The sequence below is a fragment of the Bifidobacterium sp. M0307 genome (assembly GCF_016100445.1).
Lineage (GTDB): Bacteria > Actinomycetota > Actinomycetes > Actinomycetales > Bifidobacteriaceae > Bombiscardovia > Bombiscardovia coryneformis.
Genome location: NZ_JACFSL010000002.1, coordinates 86,463 through 106,061, shown reverse-complemented (window position 1 = coordinate 106,061; position 19,599 = coordinate 86,463). Strand labels below are relative to the sequence as shown.

Here is a 19,599-nt window from a genome sequence, read left to right as displayed (position 1 = left end):
CGGGCGGGCATCGGACTGGCAATCAAAAAGCTATAAAAGTAGCACAAACACGCTCTTGAGTTCTCAAACCACCACCACACCAACAAGCAGTCCACGCTCTTCTTGGAAGAGGAACCGCCGTGTTGAGCAGCAAGAGATAAACTTACCACGCATGCGTCATTTCGCAAATCAAAAATTATGGTGACCGTCGTTAATCCAGTAATTCCAGTCCTCGTATCGGCGTGTCGGAAATACGATTATCATCATCTGCTTTGTTCTGTCGGCCCTTTTCCCCGGTGCAGACCCCCTAATCTGAGCACATTTTATTCACATCTGCCCCCTTTAACTTCCGCATGACGGCGTGTTTCCACGACCGTTTTGATTATGACATCGCCAAGGTGCCGACCGTGGTAATCGGTACCTACGAACCATGCATATATCCGGTCTTCAATTCGGGCCTTGGCGAATCCGTCGATAGCTGCGGCGATACAGGGGGCATCAAGACCCGGGCGGCTCCCGGCTGATGATCCTGAAACCTGATGGTGTAAGACAAAGGGTATGAGCAAAACAATTGCGGTACTGACCGGCGCAGGCATTTCAACCTCGGCAGGAATTCCGGATTTTCGCGGGCCAGATGGGGTTTGGACCAAGCACCCCGACCAGGCGAGCGTGTACGACCTCGACCTCTTCATGAGTGACAGAGAGGCGCGGGAGTACTCATGGCGTTGGCAGAAGGAGTCGCCGGTCTGGAAGGCCCATCCGGGTGTGACCCACAAAGCCCTGGCCAGGTTGGAGAAGGCGGGCATGCTGACGCTCCTGGCCACGCAGAACTTCGACGCCCTTCACGAGAAGGCCGGCAATTCCAGCCAGGTAATCGTCAACCTGCACGGGACCATCGGCACCTCGCACTGCATGAAGTGCGGCCAGGAATACCGGACGGCCGACATCATGGAACGGCTGGACCAGGAGCCGGATCCCCACTGCCGCAAGCGCATGCCCTACCAGGGGAATATGCTCTGCGGCGGCATCATCAAGACGGATGTGGTCTACTTCGGTCAGGCCCTGCCCGAGGGTGCCATGGAGAAAAGCATGAAACTGGCCAGCAGCGCCGACGAATTCTGGGTGATAGGGTCCACCCTGGAGGTCTTCCCGGCCGCCTCCCTGGTACCCGTTGCGGCACAGGCAGGCGTGCCCATAACCATCATGAATCTGGGGCAGACCCAGTACGATTCCTTGGCCACACGGCTGATTCATGAACCGATAGAAGAGGCCTTGCCCAGGCTGGTGGACGAGACCATCGCACGGAACCCGGATCAGTAGTTCTGATGAACCTGGAAGCCCTGGCTACGTAGGGTATCCAGAATCTGGGTGATGTGATCGGGACCATTGGTCTCGACCGTCACCTCAAGGAGGACACCGTTCTCGTAGTGGCCCGAGGACTTGAACTGGTCGTGGTTGAGCTCGATGACGTTGGCGCGAAGATCGGCCAGGACCGTGGCGACCTTGACCAGCTGACCCGGGGTGTCGGGAAGCTCGACGCCGAACTGCATGATACGACCGCGGGATATCATCCCCCGCTGGATGACGGCACCGATGGTGACCGTATCGATGTTGCCGCCCGAGATGATGGGGACAATCACATGGGGCCCGGGGGCGGAGCGGAAGACATCCGACTGAAGATCGAGCTGGCCCAGGGCGGCCAGGGAGACGGCCCCGGCGGCCTCGACCACCAGCTTGTGCTTCTCCAGCATGAAGAGAATCATCTCGGATATGTCACTCTCGGTGACCTGCACCAGGTCGTCCAAATAATGGCTCAGCAGTGCATAATCCAGGTCGCCGGGGCGCTTGACCGCCACGCCCTCGGCCGCCGTGCTGACCTGGTCGGCCTCTACGACCCTGCCTGCGGTCAGGGACTCGCGCCAGGCCGGGGAACCGACCGGAGTGGCTCCGATGACCCGGACATCGGGCCTGAAGGTCTTGACCGCGAGCGCGACTCCGGCGCCCAGTCCCCCACCACCCAGCGGAACCACGATGTCGGTCACATCGGGCACATCGTTCAGGATCTCCATGGCAATGGTGCCCTGCCCACAAAGAACCTCGTAGTCGTCGAAGGGGTGAACGAAAGTCATTCCGCGCTCGTCGGCCAGATGCCGCGCATAGGCGAAACTCTCATCGAAGACGTTTCCCTTGAGAACCACTTCGGCACCGTAGGCCTTGGTGGCATCCACCTTCAGGGGCGGGGTTATCTGGGGCATGACGATAGTGGCCTGTGCTCCACGATGCCGGGAGGCGAAGGCCACACCCTGGGCGTGGTTGCCCGCCGAGGCGGTGATGATTCCCCGGTCCAGATCCTCCTGGGAGAGGGAGGCAATCTTGTTGTAGGCACCACGCACCTTGAAGGAACCGGTCAGTTGGAGGTTCTCGGGCTTGAGCAGCACCTTGTGCCCCACCCGGTCACCGAGTTCCTGGGATTGCTCGATCCGGGTGTGCCTGGCCACACCCTCAAGCCGCTTGGCGGCATCCCGCAGGTTGGCGGCATGATCCGCCCTCAGGTCAACATCGACTTCATTGGTATCCATGCTCAATCATTATCCCCGCCCCGCCCACTCGTGACGAGCCGGTGTCAACATGGTGGACATGGTCGCCCTATGAAAAGAAGCTGAATGGGCAAGACAGGGTCGGGAACCTCCATGAAGGTGTGAATATCCGGCCCTACGGGAGAAGCCGAATCGGTTGGAAAACAGGGAGGAGACTCCCCTCAGCCGGCATCGTCGATGATGGTGTGGTCATCTGCGAAACGGGCAGGCGAGGAACCATCATTATCCGAGGGCACCTGGGCCACACCCGCGGCCAGGTCGGCCATGAGGAGGTTGACCGCAACGGGGTCCTCGACCCTCAACCTGGCCTTGGTCTGACCGGGACCGACCTTGAAGGTCCACCCCGAATCGGGCATGACGGCAAACATGGTCTCGTCGGTGTCATCATCACCCAGAGCCATCATGAAGTCATAATCACCGCTGGAAACAAGCGGAAGAACCGCCTGCCCCTTGCTGGTGGCGACCGGGGTCACCTCGACCACCTTGGAGTTCTCCATGATCATCAGCCCCAGGCCCACAACCACACGCCTGAGCCGTTGGAGAAGGTCCTGCCGCTCGGCGTCGGCCACCCCGGCATCACTCATCCGATAGTGCCAGGCCACGGCGTCGGACTTGCTCTCGACGAAGGAGCCGGGCACCCGCTCGGTTGAAACATCCATGATGGGCTTGATGACCTTCTGCCAGGTCTGAGAGTCGGGCAGTCCCTTGGCACGCTCCCAGACATCCTTCTGCTGACCGGGGCAGTTCTTGCTCCAGGCCCCATGCTCGGCGATGAGACCGACCGGGAGCTGGCTGAACCAGTCCTCCATGATTTCGTGGCTGCGGCCCGAGACCAGAATCATGTCCACATCGGGGTTGGAACCGACCTGGGTCAGGAGCTTGCAAAGCGCCCGGGTGGGCCTGGCCCGTTCGGGTTTGCGGACCAGCGGGGTCAGGGTTCCGTCGTAGTCGCAAAGAACAAGCCGGCGCTTGGCCTTGTCCCATTGACGGACGATTTCGCTGTGGTGATCCATTCTGAACCTCTTGTCGGTCATACCGGGGGTGGATACCTGTTTGAGGGTCTCCAGGAAGGAGGTGCACCAGTTGGATGCCGTGCGGACCTTCAACCGTGCCTGCATACGGATATTCCTTTGGCGGGACTCCTCGGGGGATATCTCCAAGGCGTTGTGGAGGGCCTCACAGACCATGTCGATGTCGTAGGGGTTGACGATGAAGGCATCGGTCAACTCGTCCGCCGCCCCGCACATGTCCGAGAGGACCAGGGCACCATCACGCCCGTCATGGCAGGCCAGATACTCCTTGGCCACCAGGTTCATGCCGTCCCGCAGGGGGGTGACCAGGGCCACGTCGCCGGCTGTGTAGATACCGCAGACCGGTTTGATCGACAGGGACCTGGTGATGTAGTGGATGGGGGTCCAGGCAAGCAGGGAATAGCGTCCGTTGATCTCGCCCACCAGCTGGTCCACCTGATCCTTGAGGCGCTGGTAGGACTCGACGTTCTCCCGGGAGGGGGTGGCCAGGAGATAGTAGGTGACATGCCCCACCCATTCGGGGTACTTGTCGAGCATGCAGCCGAAGGCCTTGAGACGCTCTGGCAGACCCTTGGTGTAGTCCAACCGGTCAACCGAGACGATGACCTTATTGGATCGGCTCTCTATGGAGGAGGCCGCCTGCTTGGCCAGGGTGGTCTCGGGAATGCCCTCGCTGGCGTAATGGCTCCACCAATTACTGTCGGAGACGCTCGCCTCGGTGGCGGCCACCCCCTCGGCGGTGACCGAAGTCCGGTAGCGGTGGCGGGGCGACTTGCCGCAGGCCTCATCTATGCCCCGGCGCATGGCCCTGGCCAGACCGGAACGGGCCGTGCGGCTGTACAGGTTGTAGTCGATGCCTATGGGAAAGGCATCAATGGCTGCCCGATGCCCGTCGGGCATCTCGACCACCCCATCCTCATTGACCGGAATCTCAGGCAGAAGACGGTGCATGGAGGCCAGGAAGCTGGCGGAGAAGTCCACGGTGTGGAACCCAATCAGGTTGGCCCCCAGCACACCTTCCAGAATCTCACGGCTCCAGGGCAGGGATCGGAATATCTCGGCACTGGGGAAGGGGACATGCAGGAACCAGCCGATGGAGGCGTCGGGGTAGCGCTCGCGGAGCATCTTGGGCAGGAGCATCAGATGGTAGTCCTGAATCCAAATCGTGTCCCCTCTGCGAATCAGGGGTTCCACCACCTGGGCGAAACGCATGTTGACCTTGCGGTACATGTCCCAATCCTGCTGTTTGAACACGGCCTCATGGGAGAAATCATGGAAGAGAGGCCAGAGGGTGTTGTTGGAGAAACCGGCATAGTACCCGTTGAGCTCATCCTTGCTGAGGAAGACGGGGATGCACCGACTCTCCCGATAGGCCTTGCGGATGTCCTGGAGCTCCTTGTCGGAGTACTGCTCCGGGTCGATGCCGCTCCAGCCTATCCAGAGGCAGTCCTTGTGGGCGCGGTGATAGGGGCCGATGGCCGTGGCCAGACCGCCCACGTTCTGCCGCAGCGTATAGGATCCGTCATCCGTGGCCTCAAGTGACATGGGAAGCCTGTTGGAAACAATGATCAAACGAGACATACGGCACCACTCTCCTGTCCGGACCGGCCAAGCCAATGCCGGTCTACCTGTCGCTCCCCGGTCCGACCCGACCATCAGGGGCGGGCAGGTGAAAACCACGACATATAGGTTCCACTGTAGCCGCATGACCAGGTGGTTGCCATAAATTGACAGGCCGGAGTGGGATAACGAGACTCAGAGCCGGTAGACGAAGCCCTCCCAGGGGGCCAGACGGCCGGTCAGAAGAGAACCGACGGTTTGCTCGGGCCGATAGGTGGAAATCATGATCCTGTCAACGTCACCGACCCCCAGGGACATGGAGGTGGCGGCAACCTGGTCTATCCCGAGGAGGGAGGCGGTCTGTTCAGGCAGACCTGCGGGCTTGCTGCTCAGGTTGACCACGACCAGGAGACGCTGGCAGGGCACGGCCTCCTGGATGCTCCTGGCCTCCGGGCCGGACTTGCGCTCGGGGGCCTGATCCAGGGAACGGGTGAAGGAATAGACCTGCTCCGCTTCCGGATCCAGGAGGGAGAAATCACCGGCGGCCACTACCGGGTCGGTATGACGGAGGCGAATCAGCTCCCGGTAAAAGGCCAGAACCGAGTCCTGGTCGCGCAGCTCACTCTTGGCATTGATCTTGTCATGGTTGGGATTGACGGACAGCCAGGGCTCCTCTGGGGCATAGGGGGCGGTGAACCCGGCGAACTTGGTCGCATCCCACTGCATGGGGGTCCGGGCGTTGTCACGACTCATATAGGCCAGGGCATCCATCATGGATTCCGGGCTCTGCTCGTGCGCCTGATCGACCCGCTGATGATAGAGATTGATGGATTCGAGATCGCGATACTGATCGAGCCGGGTGAACCCGGCGTTGGTCATGCCCAACTCCTCGCCCTGGTAGATGTAGGGGGTGCCCCGGTGCATGTGGAGGAGAAGGCCCAGGGCCTTGGCGGACCGGGTGCGAAGCTCCTCGGTGGAGGTGTCACCCCAGCGGGAGACCACGCGCGGCTGGTCGTGGTTGTTGAAGTAGAGGCTGGCCCAGCCCGCCTTGGCCACGGCCTCCTGCTGCCTACCCATGGCATCCTTGAGCCTGCTTGCCCGGAAGGGACGGATGTTCCACTTACTTCCATCGGAGTCGATACCGGTCTGGGTGAAGAGGAAGAGCATATCCAGTTCGCGATTGTCCGGGTCGGTGATAGCACCGCTTCGCTCGGGCGGAAGGTCCGGGGCCTCACCCACGGTCAGGTAGCCCTGGCGCCCCTCGAAGACCTCCCGGCGCATCTCCTTCAGGTACTCATCCAGCCTGGGACCGTCCACGCAGAAGGGCACCGGAGAGGAATATCCCTCAGGACCCACCGGCCCGTCCTGGACGGACGCCCCCTCTTCGCCCGGCAGAAGACCCTGGTCGTCGACCAGCTTGGAGATCATGACAATCACGTCCATGCGGAAACCGTCGATACCCCGGTCCATCCACCAGTTCATCATCCGGTAGACGGCCTGACGCACCTGAGGGTTCTCCCAGTTCAGGTCGGGTTGCTTCTTCGAGAACTGGTGGAGGAAGTACTCACCGCGGTGAGGGTCGTACTCCCAGGCGGAGCCGCCGAAATATGACCCCCACCGGTTGGGTTCCGCGCCCGGGGTTCCCGGTTCATGGCCGGCCCTGGCAGGGCGCCACCAGTACCAGTCGGCATGCGGATCGTCGGTGTTGCGCGAGGCCTGGAACCAGGCGTGCTCGTCGGAGGTATGGTTGACGACCAGGTCCATGACCACCTTGATTCCCCGGCTATGGGCCTCGTCCAGAAGCTCATCCATATCGTCCATGGTGCCGAAGATGGGGTCGATGTCCTGATAGTCGGAGATGTCGTACCCGTTGTCATCCTGAGGGGATCGGTAGACGGGGCTGAGCCAGATCACATCCACGCCCAGGTCGGCCAGGTAGTCCAGCCGCTGGGTGATGCCCGGCAGGTCGCCGTAGCCGTCACCGTTGGTGTCCTGGAAGGATCGCGGGTAGATCTGGTAGACCACGGCATTGGTCCACCAGGGGTTGGGGGTGGCCCCGTTGGTCCGTATTGCATCGGATAGCTGCGCGCGCTCTTCCTGGGTCATGGCTTTCCTTCCACAGGCTGGATTCGTAGGACTTCCTTGTTCTGCAACTCCCACTATACGGGCTGTCTTCGCCCGCTCCAGAGGAGGGGTTCCGTAAGGTGGGCGCAATCAACGATGCCCCGGCCGTTCAGACAATCGAAGACCGGAGCACCAGGATGGGGCTACTTGACGGCACCGCGCATGACGCCGCTGATAACCCACTTCTGGGAGAAGAGATAGACGATCAGAATCGGGGCCAAGGCCATCAGATAGCTGGAGAAGGCCATCGGATAGTTAGTGGCGAACTGCGAGCTGAAGACATACTGGGCCAGTGGGATGGTCTGGCTGGATTGGTCGGTCAGGACAATCAGGGGCAGGAGGAAATCGTTCCAGGCCCACAGCGCCGTAGTGATGGCGATGGTGGCGTTGATCGGTCCCATCAGTGGGAAGATGATGGTCCAGAAAATCCGCCAGGTCCCGGCTCCGTCGATTCTGGCGGCCTCTTCCAGGGCCGTGGGGATGGACCTGATGAACCCTGTGGCGATGAAGAGGTTAGTGCCCAGACCAAGAACCACATAGAGGAGGATCAGTCCGATGACGTTGTCCATGTGCCAGCTGCCGAACTGCTTGGCGATGGGAAGCATGACCACCGGGAAGGGCACGAACATGGCCGCGATGAAGAAGTAGTAGAGGAAGCGGAAAAAGCGCTTGTCCATGTTGCGGGCCACCGCATAGGCGACGAAGGTGTTGGTAAGCAGGGTGATGACCACGGCGCAGACCGTGACGATGCCCGAGTTCAGGGCCGCCTTGGGGTAGTTGACCTTGTTCCAGGCATCGGCAAAGTTGTGCCACTGCCACGAGGTGGGGAGGCTGAAAGTACCGGCCTCGGCAGGGGTCTTCAGAGCCGTGACCACCGTGAAGTACAGCGGCACCAGGATGGTCAGGGAAAAGACGGCGACGACGGCTGTAAGCCACCAGTTGATGTTGCGCAACCGGTCCTTCACCGCGCCCCTGCGGCGCGGTCGGGAAGAGGGTCGGGGTTCGGGCGATGATTCGATTTGTTGTGTCTGGCTCATCTCAGACCTTCTCTCCTCTTCTGGAAATACCCAACTGGATGAATGCGACCAGGGCCAGGACGATGAAGAACATGACCGCATTGGCCGTCTGATAGGCATACTCGCCCCCGGTAAGACCACCCTTGTAGATGAGGTAGGTGACCGTCTCTGTCTTGGAATCCGGTCCGCCGGCCGTCAAGGCCACCACCTGGTCGAAGGTGTTGAAGGCGTTCTTGAGGGTCAGGACCAGGTTGATTGTGAAGAAGGCACCTATCAGGGGGAAGGTGATCTTCCAAAAGGACTGCCAGGCATTGGCCCCGTCGATGGAGGCGGCCTCGTAGACCTCGGCATCGATGGTCTGGAGACCGGCCAGGTAGATCAGGGTGGAGTAGGCCACCGCCTGCCAGACCGAGAGGAAGACGATGGGTACCCATGCATAACGCTCGCTGGTCAGCAGGGACTGGGAGAGCCAGCCGATGTGCAGGGCCCGGCCCAGAGCCGGCAGGGGTGTCATGAAGATGTACTTGAAAACGTACCCGATGACCAGCACGGAGAGGGTGTAGGGGATGAAGTAGATGGCCCGGAACCCTTTCCTGAAGGCAATCTTCCCGTTCAGGGCCACGGCGATGAAGAGGGCGATGAAGTTCACCAGAACGGTAATCACGATTGCGATCAGGAAGGTGAAGATGTAGGCATGACCTACACGCGCATCCTGGAAAAGGGCCCCATAGTTCTTGAAACCAATCCAGGAGAATTTGCCGTACCCCTGGGAGTTGGTGAAGGAGTATGCCACGCCCTGGAAGAAGGGCACATACAGGAAGAGGGCGAAAATCAGGGCTGCGGGAACGGCCATCCAGTAGAAGGCCCTGTCGACCTTCCGCCTGGAATGGCCTCCCCTGCCCGACTTGGACTGCTTCATATCTGATTCCTGGCCTTTCATTGGAAGTTCCTTGCCTGCACCTTGTCCCACTCGGTCTGCATGGAGTCGATGAACCCGTCCACATCACCCTTGGTCACCATGGTCTGCAGGTAGCCACCGATGTTGATGGAGGAGGGAATGTAGTGGTCGCAGAAGTCCGCCAGCCGATTTTCCCGGAAGAAGGGCAGGACACCATTGAGCGCCGGATCGCCGGCCTCGACCGTCCTGGTGGGCATGAATGCCGTTTGGGCCTTGGCGTAGGTACGCAACTGCTCAGGCTTCATCAGGTATCGAATCAGCCTCATGGCCTCCTTGGGATGACTGGTGTTGGCACCCATGGTGAGCATCACATCGTCACCGGCGGTCAGAATCTGCTCGGAGGGTGAATCACTGGCCGGCATCTGGGCGAATCCCAAATCGACATCAGGGTTGATCATCCTGATCTGGGGGATGGCATAGGTGCCCAGCGGCAGGACGGCCACCTTCCCGTTGGCCATGTTCTGTGTGCCCTGCTGGTAGGTCACCCCCTTGTCACCGGTGGAATGGCGGAAGAGCTCCACCTCTCTCCTGGCGGGGTCCGACCAGATGGATCTGAAATCCGTCTCACCTGTCATCAGGTCTGCATATCTGCTCTCGGGAACCATGGTCCCGGCCAGGGAAGCCAGGGGGGCCTGGGTGGTCCAGGAATCCGAGAGAGTGGCCTGAACAGGCTCGACGCCCTGGTCCTTGAACCTGTCAAGTATGGCTGTGAACTCCGTCCAGGTGCGAGGCGGGTTCTCCGGATCCACACCAGCCTGACGCCAAAGGGTCTTGTTGTAGATGTAGCCGCTTGCATTCCCGGCGAAGGGGAGGCCATAGAGACGCTTACCCTCGGGATTCTTGGTCTGCACCAGGTTCTTGGCTATGGAGACCATGCCCGGGTTGAGGTCGTCGACCAGGGGGTCATCGGTGAAGTCATGGAAGACTCCTGAGGCGGCGAACATACCAAAACTGATGTCACCGTTGAAGGTGATCACATCAGGGACCCTGTTCTTGACCAGGCGGGTGCGCAGGTCGGTCTGGGAATCTGCCGAGTTGTTGATCCTGACCCTGATATCAGGGTTCTCCTTCTCGAACTGGGCGACCATGGCCTTGAACTGGTCGGCGGCCTCGAACTTGAACTGGAAGAAGTCCAGAGTGACCACCCCTGATTCGGTGGACCCGCAACCAGCCAGTCCCACGACCGTCAAGACGGACAGAGCGGCGGCCAAACCGGTCTTCAACCAGGTCAGCATCCGCTTGGTGGGCGTGGAGGAAGCCCGGGGACCTGCCCAGGTTCGTCCGCCACCGTGTGCATCAGACATATACGGCTCCTTTACCATTCAGATGGGCATCAGTGCCTCATTGCTTCTGCGGCCCAGCATAGGGTCGACCTCATTTTCATTCCCACTTTCGGCGAGTTCCTTTCGTTCGGAAAGTAATAGGGGTATCATGGGTGAAAGCGGTATGACAGGCGGAAAGAGGCCCCATGAAAATCGTGCCCAATCAAGCACGCAGCATGGCTGGTGACGCGGAGACCGAACCCTTCCCCACCTGGTTCAGCGCCTCCAGCTTCACCCATCGAATAGCTGTGGACATCCTTCAGAACGGCCCCATCTCCCGCGTATCACTGGCTCGGCGGTTCGGACTGACACAAGGGGCGGTGTCGCGAATCACCAGTGACCTGGCACATTGGGGAGTCATCGAGACGGCAGGGCTTCTTCCATCCTCAAAGGAGAGGCAGACCGAGGACCCGAAGGCGAATCAGGACAAGACCGAAGGGGATTTCAGTGAAACCGGCGCCGCCAGAACACGACTCCGGGCAGGCAGACCCCAACAAGCCCTGGTCATCCGACATGACGCCAAGACCTTTATCGGCGTCAATCTGCATGGCGCGACTGCCATGGCCGTCGCCGTAGACCTTGCATGCCAGCCGGTGGGGATGCCCCACCAGAAAGAAATCCAACACCGGGGCCCCGGCCAAGTGACGGAGGTTCTGACCGGTCTGGTCCGTGACTGCATGGCCGAAATCAGGCAGGCCGGCCTGCCTGAACCATCCGGACTTGGCATCTCCCTGGGAGGGCGGGCCGCAGAAAACCGGGTGGTCACCTACGCGCCCTTCCTGCAGTGGAGCGAACATGTCGACCTGGCTGCGGCCATGGAAAAGACCTGTGGCCTGCCCTGCCTGGTCTTCAACGACCTTGATGCCCTGGCCCTCTATGAGGGTTGGTTCGGGGCCGGAATCGGACTGGACAGGTTCGTTCTCATCACCATCGGATCAGGAGTGGGGTACTCCCTGGCCGAGCACGGCATGCCCGTTTCATCCTCGGACGAGGGGTATGGGCTAATAGGACACCAACTGGTGGACCCGGACGGGCCGACCTGTTATCTGGGCCACCGGGGTTGCGCACAGTGTCTGACCACCGGGTCGCTCGTGGAGCAGTACTCCCGCAAAATCGGCCGGGCGGCCACCGTAGAGCAGTTCGTTCACGACCTGGACCAGGACCTGCCCCAGGCCAACACACTCCTCAACCTGACCGGGTTCCGGCTCGGGGTCCTGATTGCCTCGGTGGCCAATGTGGCAGTACCCGAGAAGATCCTTATCGGCGGAGAAACCTCATACCTGATGAGGCGGTGCAGCGAGTCCATCCGCAAGGGAATCGACTCCTACCGCCACAGTCAGATGGCCGAGGTATCCCTGCAGATCATTGACAATGACTGGAACCGCTGGGCCCAAGCCCCGGCAGCCAGAGCCATCGCCTCCTACCTCATGGCACCGGACGGGGCCGACGGGCCACAAACCAGGTACGCCTGAGATTACCGAGGGGCAAGGCGGAATACGCGAACGCCATTGGAGCAGCACGGCCAGGCTGCAGCCGTGCCAGGAAGTCGCTAGATACGCTCCACCTGGAAGATCACAGCTTCCGCCGGGTGAATAACCGGGGGACGAAGACCCTCATCGACCAGGACGGCACCGGGCAGCACGGCCCCTTCGCCCTCCCACCAGGCCAACGGGCTCTGCCCACCGCCAATCACAGCCAGGGACCTGCAGACCTCCAGAGGCCTGACCCTGTAGTTCTCCTCGGGATTCAGACCGGGCAGGGCGACGGTCTGGGCCGGGTAGTTGACCGAGGAGGCGAGCTGGGTAAAGCGGTAGACGGCCAAGGAACCATCGGTCGCAACAATCCCGTCAAGCCTGATTGCCGGGTCGAAGGCATCTCCATGCACCAGTCGTCCGGTCCGGAAGAGTTCGCGTCGCTCCTTATATGCCGCAATCCAGCAACCCAGTTCATCCAATTGTTCCTGGGAAACCTTAAGCAAATCCCATTCCACACCCATATGGCCGAAGAAGGCCATGGCCGCACGGAGCTGGAGCGAGGTCGCACGCCCGGTCGAGTGGGCCGGGGAATCCCCCACGTGCTCCCCCATCATCTCCGGAGGAACCAGAAGGGAGGTATAGCGCTGGATATCGGCTCGCTCTACCGGGTCCACACAGTCGGAGACCCAGACACGATCGGCGTACTCCAGGATGCCCAGATCGATGCGGGCACCACCTGAACTACAGGTTTCGATTTCCAGATTCCCATGCCTGGTCTTCAAATCGCGCATGATCCGGTAGACGGCCTCGGTCTGCTCGTGGACCGCCGGGCGGCCACTCAAGGGGGAGCACGCCTCAATGACGTAGCGGTTGTGATCCCACTTGATGTAGTCGATGCCCAGGCGGGAAACCAGGGAATCCATGGCTTGGAAGACGTGGTCATAGGCTTGGGGATTGGTCAGATCCATGACCTGCTGACTGCGGCCTTGGACGGGAAGACGTGAGTTCAACGGTTTCATGACCCAGTCGGGATGCTCCCGGAAGACCACGGAATCGGGGCTGACCATCTCCGGTTCGAACCAGAGCCCGAACTCCATGCCCAGCTGATGAACCTTGGAGGCCAGGGCCTCCAGGCCATGTGGCCCCTCAGGCCAGACCCCGGTATCGATGGACCAATCCCCCAAGCCCGATTCATCCGACCGCCTGCCGGCGAACCAGCCGTCATCAACCACGAACCGTTCAACTCCGGCCAAGGCCGCCTTATCCGCCAAGGCGGCGAGCTTCTCATAGGAGTGGTCGAAGTAAACCGCCTCCCAGGTATTAAGGGTGACCGGACGGGGACGGGTGGCGAACCCCGGATGAAGAGAACGCAGGTGTTCGTGGAACCGCTGCGCCACCTGGTTCAATCCCTCTCCCCAGGAGCCGTAGAGCCAGGGAGCGGTGTAGGTCGGTGGCGTCTGGTCGCGAGCCGACGCGGGTGGAAGGACCATTTCGCCCGACAAGAGGACCTCACCACCACCAATAAGAGCGGGGGCCGACGGGATGCGCTCGACGTTCAGCCCGCCGTTGCCGCTCCACCCGAGGTGGACGGCCCTGACGCTTCCGCCCTCGAAGCCAAACCCTGGCGTCCCCGCACAGAGGAGAAGAGAGGAATCAAAATCAGGCCTGCCTACAAAGGTGGAACGCTCCATCCGGCCGACATTCAGAGGTTGGCGTTGGGGACTACGTTCCCTCAGGTGATGACCTGTAGTCGTCATGACCTCGCAGTCCCTAGGTGGGAGGGGAAAGCCCAGCTCCAAACGGTTGACAGCCAGGGAGCGGGTCGGATCAAGATTGATAAGGCCCATCCGCTGACGAATCAACCCGGATGCCAAAAGCTGGCAACTCCAGGTCAATCCCACCCCCTGGTCGGCGTCGGCGGCCTTGACCGTCAGCGTGGGGACCCCGGAATCACCGGAATCCGTGCCTTCATCTTCGCATTGGCCCAAGGGAGACCCGGCAACCTGCTGTGCCAAATCGGTCGCTTCGACCTGGAAGTGGCAGAAGACCTCTACACCCTTTCGGCTGATACCGAGTCGGGGGGCACCGGTCCAGGCCTCGGACTGTGTGGGCAGGATGCTGGGCCAGGCAGTCTGGTCAAGACCACCGGAAACCCGCTGGGGGGCCAGGGCATCGTAGGCACCCAGAAGGGCTGAAGGATCGGACAGCCGACGACCCCAATGAACGATTCGGGGCAGTTCCCGGCCGGGCAGGAGTATACCCAACCCCACATCGGCCTGCTCCATATACACCAGGGTCAAGGTTGTACCGTCTGCAGATCTTCCCAGATAGGACTCCACCCCGGCCCTGTCCCGCTGAACGTCCATGACACCTCCGTCACAAGCCCATGGCCCGACCGGTCCTCATGGGCCGGACGAAGCACATCCACAGTCAGGGACCATGCTATGAATTGACAACTAACTTGTCTCGCTGTGCGCGTTTTCCTGTTTTCGGAAAGTAATTCCGGGGGGAAGAGACCGTGACAAGGCCCGTCGGTTTACTTGGCAGTTTCCTCCCGGTGGACCTGGAAGGCCAACTCGGCCAGGTGGACGCCATGGGTCAGGAACTCCTGGGTCCGGCAGACGTAGTCGTTCTCACGGCCAAGTCTGGCTATGTACCCATTGATGTAATCCACCTCGGTCTTGCGCCCGCGCGACATGTCCTGGTACATGGATGGGTAGTGGAGGGGGTTGCCCACGCGGCTGACATAGTCCACCTCGTCCAGGGTGGCCTGTCGGGTCTGAATCAGCTGCTTGCCGGCTCGCTCGCAGGCATCATAGGCCTCATCAATCAGCTGTCTGGCCATGTCCATTGCTCCCGGGTAGGAGATGAACTGGCCCATGGTGATCTGGTACATGGTGCAAATCGTGTTGACCACCGAATTGAAGATGATTTTTGCCAGACAGGTCCCCTCGAAGTTCTCGGTAAGGATCGGGTTCAGGTTGGCCGCCTTGAAGTCGGAGGCCATCTCCCGCTCCAGATCCGTGGTCTTCTCGGTCATGGCACAGAGGTGCATGGAACCGGCCCCGGACTTGCCTATGAAGTCCACATCCCCCGGTCCGTTCAGGACCGTGCCAATCATGGCCGTGCCCCCGTAGATTCGTTCCTTGGGGAAGTACTTGAGCATCTTGTCGAAGTGACCCCATCCGTTCATGGCCGAGAAGACGACCTGGTGGTCCTTGAAAAGGTGGGCGCACCTGTCCAGGACCTCCTCCAGTTGCATCTGCTTGAGCATGATGATCCAGACATCAGGGTCGCCCTGATAGTCCTCCGGAGTGAAAATGTTGATGGGAACCAGATGGCGGCCTTCATGGTCACGTGAGACGTAGACCCCGCCTTGATCGCGCACCTTATCGACATTGGGCATCCAGGTATCGACGAAGTCCACCTGCAACCCCGCCTGCTCCTGGAGGAGCACACCCAATCTGTATCCCATGGCACCGGCACCCATCACCGCGTACTTCATTGCAATCAGCCTTCTTCGCTATTGATAGTCTGTGCGGATAAACGTCCCCGGAGCCATCGGACCCCGGGGAGTTACTGGCAGTATGCAGACGGCGGAGCAAACAAGGTCGGGGTCCGTTCGGATGTTGGACGGAATGGTCGATTAGGCAGTTCCGAAAGTCACACCGGCGCTGGTGGGACGAAACCACGCAACAGCCCCGCTCAGGAATCCTGACGGCGGGCCTTGAAGAAATGCGAGAGGAGGTCGGCACAAGCCCCCTCCTCCACTCCGCCTATGACCTCGGCCATGGGTCCGGTGTGGGGGTCGCGGGGAATATCCCAGACCGACCCGCAGGCACCCATCTTGGGGTCCCATGCACCGAAGACCACACGGTCGAAATGGCAGGCCAGGATTGCCCCTATGCACATGGGGCAAGGCTCCAGCGTGACGACCATGGTACAGCCCGACAGGTCCCAACCCCGGTCACCGTCGGTCCTGTCGGCAGGGCCATGGGCCGAGGCGGCCTGGGTGATGGCCTCCATCTCGGCATGAGCCAGGGGCCTCCCCTGGGCCTGCCGACGGTTGCAACCTCGACCCATCACTTGCCCACGAGCGTCCAGGACCACGGCCCCCACAGGGACGTCGCCCTGGTTGGCCGCCTGTTCAGCCAGATCCAGGGCCTGGCCCATGGCCTTCTTCCAAGATTCGTGCACAGGGCCAGTCTGGCAGTCCAACCTGACAGGCTCCACCGGACCGGCCCCGTGCTTTTCGACTCAGGACCGGCCGCTCAACATGTCGGCGATGCTGCGCCGCACATGGCGGAAGTGGTTGGCCCGACCGTGCTGCCCGTACCCATGCTTGGCCAGGAAGGATCGAATCAGCTTGTCGCCCTCACTGAAGATGAGGGCCGTCAGGCCGATGCCCAGGCAGATCAGCCACTGCGTACCGGTCAGCGGGGCCATGCCCAGCACGGACGCCACCGGAGCCAGGTACATGGCACCGGCGTGAATGCCCAGGGCCACGAACGATGCAACCAGGAGGAACTTGTTGTCGAGCGGATTGAGCTGGATGATCAGCTTCTTCTCGGATCTGGCGGACATGGCGATGAAGAAGTTGAAGAGCACCAGGAGGGTCAGCGCCATGGTCCGGGCCACGGTCAGGCTCATCCCCCTGTCGAGGTTGGACCGGAAGAGGACCAGGATGCAGGTGGCCATCCAGAGGCCGCAGACCGCCAGACGAATCCAGAGGACACGAGAGAGCAGACCCTCTTCGGCCGAGCGGGGCGGGGATTCCAGCTCGTCCCCATCACCGGGCTCAAAGCCCAGGGCGATGTCCTGGACACCGTTGGTAACGAAGTTGATCCAGAGCATCTGGAGGGGAAGGAAGAGGAGCGGCTCCTCGGCGATGACATTGACACCGACCGCAATCATGGCAGCGGCCGCGGTGGAGAGGAGGAAGTAGGCCGAACCACGTATGGCCTTGAAGGTGGCCCTCCCCTGCCGGACGGCCTGGGTGATGGTGATGAAGTTGTCATCGGTCAGAACCACATCGCTGGCCTCACGGGCCACGTCGGTGCCGGATTCACCCATGGCGATGCCCACCGAGGCGGCCTTGAGGGCCGGGGCATCGTTGACGCCGTCACCGGTCACAGCCACCACGTGCCCCTCGTCCTGGAGGGCTTCGACGATGCGAAGCTTGTCCTGGGGCGAGACCCTGGCGGCGATGGAGGTCTCGCGCAGACGGGCACGGAGAACTTCGTCACTCATCTCCAGCATCTCACTGCCGGTCAGGGTCTGCTCGGTGTGCTCCAATCCCAGGCGCTTGCCGATGGCGGCGGCGGTCACCGGGTGGTCACCGGTTATCATGACGACCCTGATACCGGCCTTGGCGCAGTCGGCTATGGCCTCGCGGACACCGGGGCGGGGCGGATCCAGCATTCCTTCCAGACCGAGGAAAGTCATGTCGTGGGCCTGCTTGTGGTCTTTCAGGTCTTCATCCGGGTCGATGGTCCGGCTGGCAACGCCGATGACGCGCAACCCTTGGGAACCCATCATCTTGTAGGAGGCATGGACCGCATCCTGGTCCAGGGGAATCCGGTTCCCGTCCGGGCCGACCATGGTCGTGCTCATGGACATGATCGCATCGGGCGCCCCCTTGACGTACTGGGTCAGAGTCCCGTCCGGATTGCGTCGGATGGTCATGGAATGGAGAAGTTCAGGTTCATAGGGGGTCTGGGAGGCGATCGGGGAATCCAGTTCCTCCCGGGTCACGGCCCCTGTCTGATCGGCGACCCGGGCCATGGCCATATCGACCGCATCACCGCTGTACCGGATTGTTCCGTCCTCGTCGGCCTGTCGGTGGGCCTCGTTGGTCAGGGCTCCTCCGCGCATCAGAGCCATGAAGGCCCAGGTACGGGGATCGTCGGCACCGTCAGCACCGATCTGATCGACCTGGATCGGGTCTCCCCCTCCCAGGGTGCACTGTTCAACGGTCATCCGGTTCTGGGTCAGGGTGCCGGTCTTGTCGGAACCAATCACCGTGATGGAGCCCAGGGTCTCAACGGCCGGCAGGGACCTCACGATGGCGTTGTAGTCGGCCATCCGGGAAACACCCAGGGCCATGGCCACGGTCAGAACGATGGGCAGGGCCTCGGGCATGGAAGCCACGACCAGGGAGACGGCGGAGAGGAAGGCCTCGGTCGCGTCCCCGTTGATGATGGCTCCACCGATGAAGACGAAGACGGCCACCAGGATCACCGCCACGGCGATGCCGACCTCGGTGCGGTGGATGATTCGCTGGAGCGGAGTACGCCCCTTGGCCACATGGACCAGATCATTGATTTCGCCCAGCTCGGTGTCCGAACCGGTGGCGACGACCAGTCCCCTGCCACGTCCGCTGGTGACCATGGTGCCCGAGAAGGCCATGCACTTGCGGTCGCCCAGGGAGGCATCCTTGTGAACAGCGTCCGTACTCTTCTTGGCCTCATCGCTCTCGCCGGTCAGCATGGCTTCGTCGATGCGGAGTTGAAGGGCCTCAACCAGCCTGAGATCGGCTGGGACCCGGTCACCGCTCTCCAGCACCACCAGATCACCGGGGACCAGGTCGGCCGCATCGATGTCCTGAAGCCGTCCATCGCGCATGACCCGGGTGGTGGGCGTAGCCAAGGAGGTCAGTGCCTCTACGGCCTTGTCCGCCTTGGATTCCTGGTAGTAACCGATGATGGCATTGAGGAGGAGGACGATGAAGATGGCTGCTGCATCGACATAGTGTTTGAGGAAGATCGTGACGATGCCGCAGACAATCAGGACGGCAATCAGGGGGCTGGTGAACTGCTCCAGGAAGAGTCGCCACTTGGGCTTGGTCTCTGCCTCGGCCAGGGTGTTCTGCCCGAAGATATCCAGGCGGCGGCGACTCTCCTGCTCGCCCAGACCCTGGTCGCTGGTTTTCAGCGTGGTCATGGCCTCGCTGGCGTCGAGGCTGTGCCAGGCCGTATCTTGCAGTTGTGTGTTCCCTGTCTGCTCCAGGGATGTGTTCCGTGGTTCGTTGGTTGGCGGGTTGGTCGGATTTGTCATATCGGCCAGGCCTTTCCATGTGGATTGGTCGTACTGTCCGTAGTGCGTAAGGCATCCGTGAATGCCTTGGTGAGGGGCCCAGGTGGCCAGTTACCATTCAGCTGACGCGGGCGGGTATGGAGCCCAGGCGTCCTGAGGACATGTTGTTGTCTGTCGGTTCGGTTTGCAGCCGGCCCATCATGCGGGGGTCATGATGGATATGGAGTGCGGCGGACTTGTTTGTGAAAGCCGCCGGTACACGTTCGGGGTCCAGCGCCTTGACCGACCCTTGCAATGGTACAGATTCAAGGATTCAGGATGAGCGCCGGGGCTTGAAGGCAGTCCACATCTTCACACATTTACGCCAGTCGCGAGCGCCGGGAAACCCTGGCGACCGATACCGTCCGAATCGGCCCGACAGACAAGTTGTGGGTTTGGCACCGATACGCAGAATTTTCCCTCTGTGGATAATTCAATTCCGTATACTGAAATCGGTAAGGTA

At 61.3% G+C, this 19,599-nt stretch carries 14 protein-coding genes; 4 read left to right on the top strand and 10 right to left on the bottom strand.

What is annotated here, in order from left to right; genetic code table 11:
- The 3 genes from H3V08_RS07555 to H3V08_RS07215 all read left to right on the top strand — a co-directional run.
- Nucleotides 1–184 (top strand): hypothetical protein (locus tag H3V08_RS07555; RefSeq protein ID WP_232340447.1); only part of this gene is annotated, 184 nt, incomplete at its 5' end.
- Between the two features lie 148 nt (nucleotides 185–332).
- Nucleotides 333–503: a hypothetical protein gene (locus H3V08_RS07220; protein WP_198182218.1), complete on the top strand. Its 171-nt coding sequence runs from the start codon at nucleotides 333–335 to the stop codon at nucleotides 501–503.
- Between the two features lie 34 nt (nucleotides 504–537).
- Nucleotides 538–1,299, top strand: a complete 762-nt coding sequence (locus tag H3V08_RS07215) for a Sir2 family NAD-dependent protein deacetylase (RefSeq protein ID WP_198182217.1) — start codon at nucleotides 538–540, stop codon at nucleotides 1,297–1,299.
- Here the strand turns inward: H3V08_RS07215 and ilvA are convergent.
- The 6 genes from ilvA to H3V08_RS07185 form a co-directional block, all read right to left on the bottom strand.
- Nucleotides 1,293–2,558 (bottom strand): threonine ammonia-lyase, encoded by a 1,266-nt coding sequence (gene ilvA / locus H3V08_RS07210; protein WP_198182216.1) that lies wholly within the window; start codon nucleotides 2,556–2,558, stop codon nucleotides 1,293–1,295. The genes H3V08_RS07215 and ilvA overlap by 7 nt on opposite strands.
- 179 nt (nucleotides 2,559–2,737) lie before the next feature.
- A complete protein-coding gene (locus tag H3V08_RS07205) occupies nucleotides 2,738–5,188 on the bottom strand; it encodes a bifunctional alpha,alpha-trehalose-phosphate synthase (UDP-forming)/trehalose-phosphatase (protein ID WP_198182215.1) in 2,451 nt (816 codons plus the stop codon).
- Nucleotides 5,189–5,362: 174 nt separating this feature from the next.
- On the bottom strand, nucleotides 5,363–7,273 hold the full coding sequence (locus H3V08_RS07200; RefSeq protein WP_198182214.1) for a glycoside hydrolase family 13 protein: 1,911 nt from the start codon (nucleotides 7,271–7,273) through the stop codon (nucleotides 5,363–5,365).
- A 161-nt stretch (nucleotides 7,274–7,434) separates the two neighbouring features.
- Nucleotides 7,435–8,328 (bottom strand): carbohydrate ABC transporter permease, encoded by an 894-nt coding sequence (locus H3V08_RS07195; RefSeq protein WP_198182213.1) that lies wholly within the window; start codon nucleotides 8,326–8,328, stop codon nucleotides 7,435–7,437.
- Nucleotide 8,329: 1 nt separating this feature from the next.
- Entirely contained in the window at nucleotides 8,330–9,247 is a 918-nt protein-coding gene (locus H3V08_RS07190) for a carbohydrate ABC transporter permease (protein WP_045920938.1), read from the bottom strand.
- Nucleotides 9,244–10,569, bottom strand: a complete 1,326-nt coding sequence (locus H3V08_RS07185; protein WP_442859361.1) for an ABC transporter substrate-binding protein — start codon at nucleotides 10,567–10,569, stop codon at nucleotides 9,244–9,246. Before H3V08_RS07185 ends, H3V08_RS07190 begins: the two co-directional genes overlap by 4 nt.
- A gap of 164 nt (nucleotides 10,570–10,733) precedes the next feature.
- On the opposite strand from H3V08_RS07185, the gene H3V08_RS07180 reads away from it, so the two are divergent.
- The gene (locus H3V08_RS07180) at nucleotides 10,734–12,059 is read left to right on the top strand and encodes an ROK family protein (RefSeq protein WP_232340446.1); all 1,326 of its coding nucleotides are present in this window, start codon (nucleotides 10,734–10,736) and stop codon (nucleotides 12,057–12,059) included.
- 77 nt (nucleotides 12,060–12,136) lie between these two features.
- Here the strand turns inward: H3V08_RS07180 and H3V08_RS07175 are convergent, their stop codons facing one another.
- The 4 genes from H3V08_RS07175 to H3V08_RS07160 form a co-directional block, all read right to left on the bottom strand.
- Nucleotides 12,137–14,428 carry an alpha-galactosidase gene (locus H3V08_RS07175; protein WP_198182212.1) on the bottom strand — a complete coding sequence of 764 codons (2,292 nt, stop codon included), beginning with the start codon at nucleotides 14,426–14,428 and terminating at the stop codon, nucleotides 12,137–12,139.
- 170 nt (nucleotides 14,429–14,598) lie between these two features.
- A complete protein-coding gene (locus H3V08_RS07170; RefSeq protein ID WP_197068961.1) occupies nucleotides 14,599–15,576 on the bottom strand; it encodes a ketopantoate reductase family protein in 978 nt (325 codons plus the stop codon).
- Between the two features lie 191 nt (nucleotides 15,577–15,767).
- Nucleotides 15,768–16,259 (bottom strand): nucleoside deaminase, encoded by a 492-nt coding sequence (locus tag H3V08_RS07165; protein ID WP_332461792.1) that lies wholly within the window; start codon nucleotides 16,257–16,259, stop codon nucleotides 15,768–15,770.
- A gap of 60 nt (nucleotides 16,260–16,319) precedes the next feature.
- Complete coding sequence (locus H3V08_RS07160) at nucleotides 16,320–19,118, bottom strand: cation-translocating P-type ATPase (protein WP_198182211.1); 2,799 nt, start codon at nucleotides 19,116–19,118, stop codon at nucleotides 16,320–16,322.
- Between the last annotated feature and the right edge of the window lie 481 nt (nucleotides 19,119–19,599).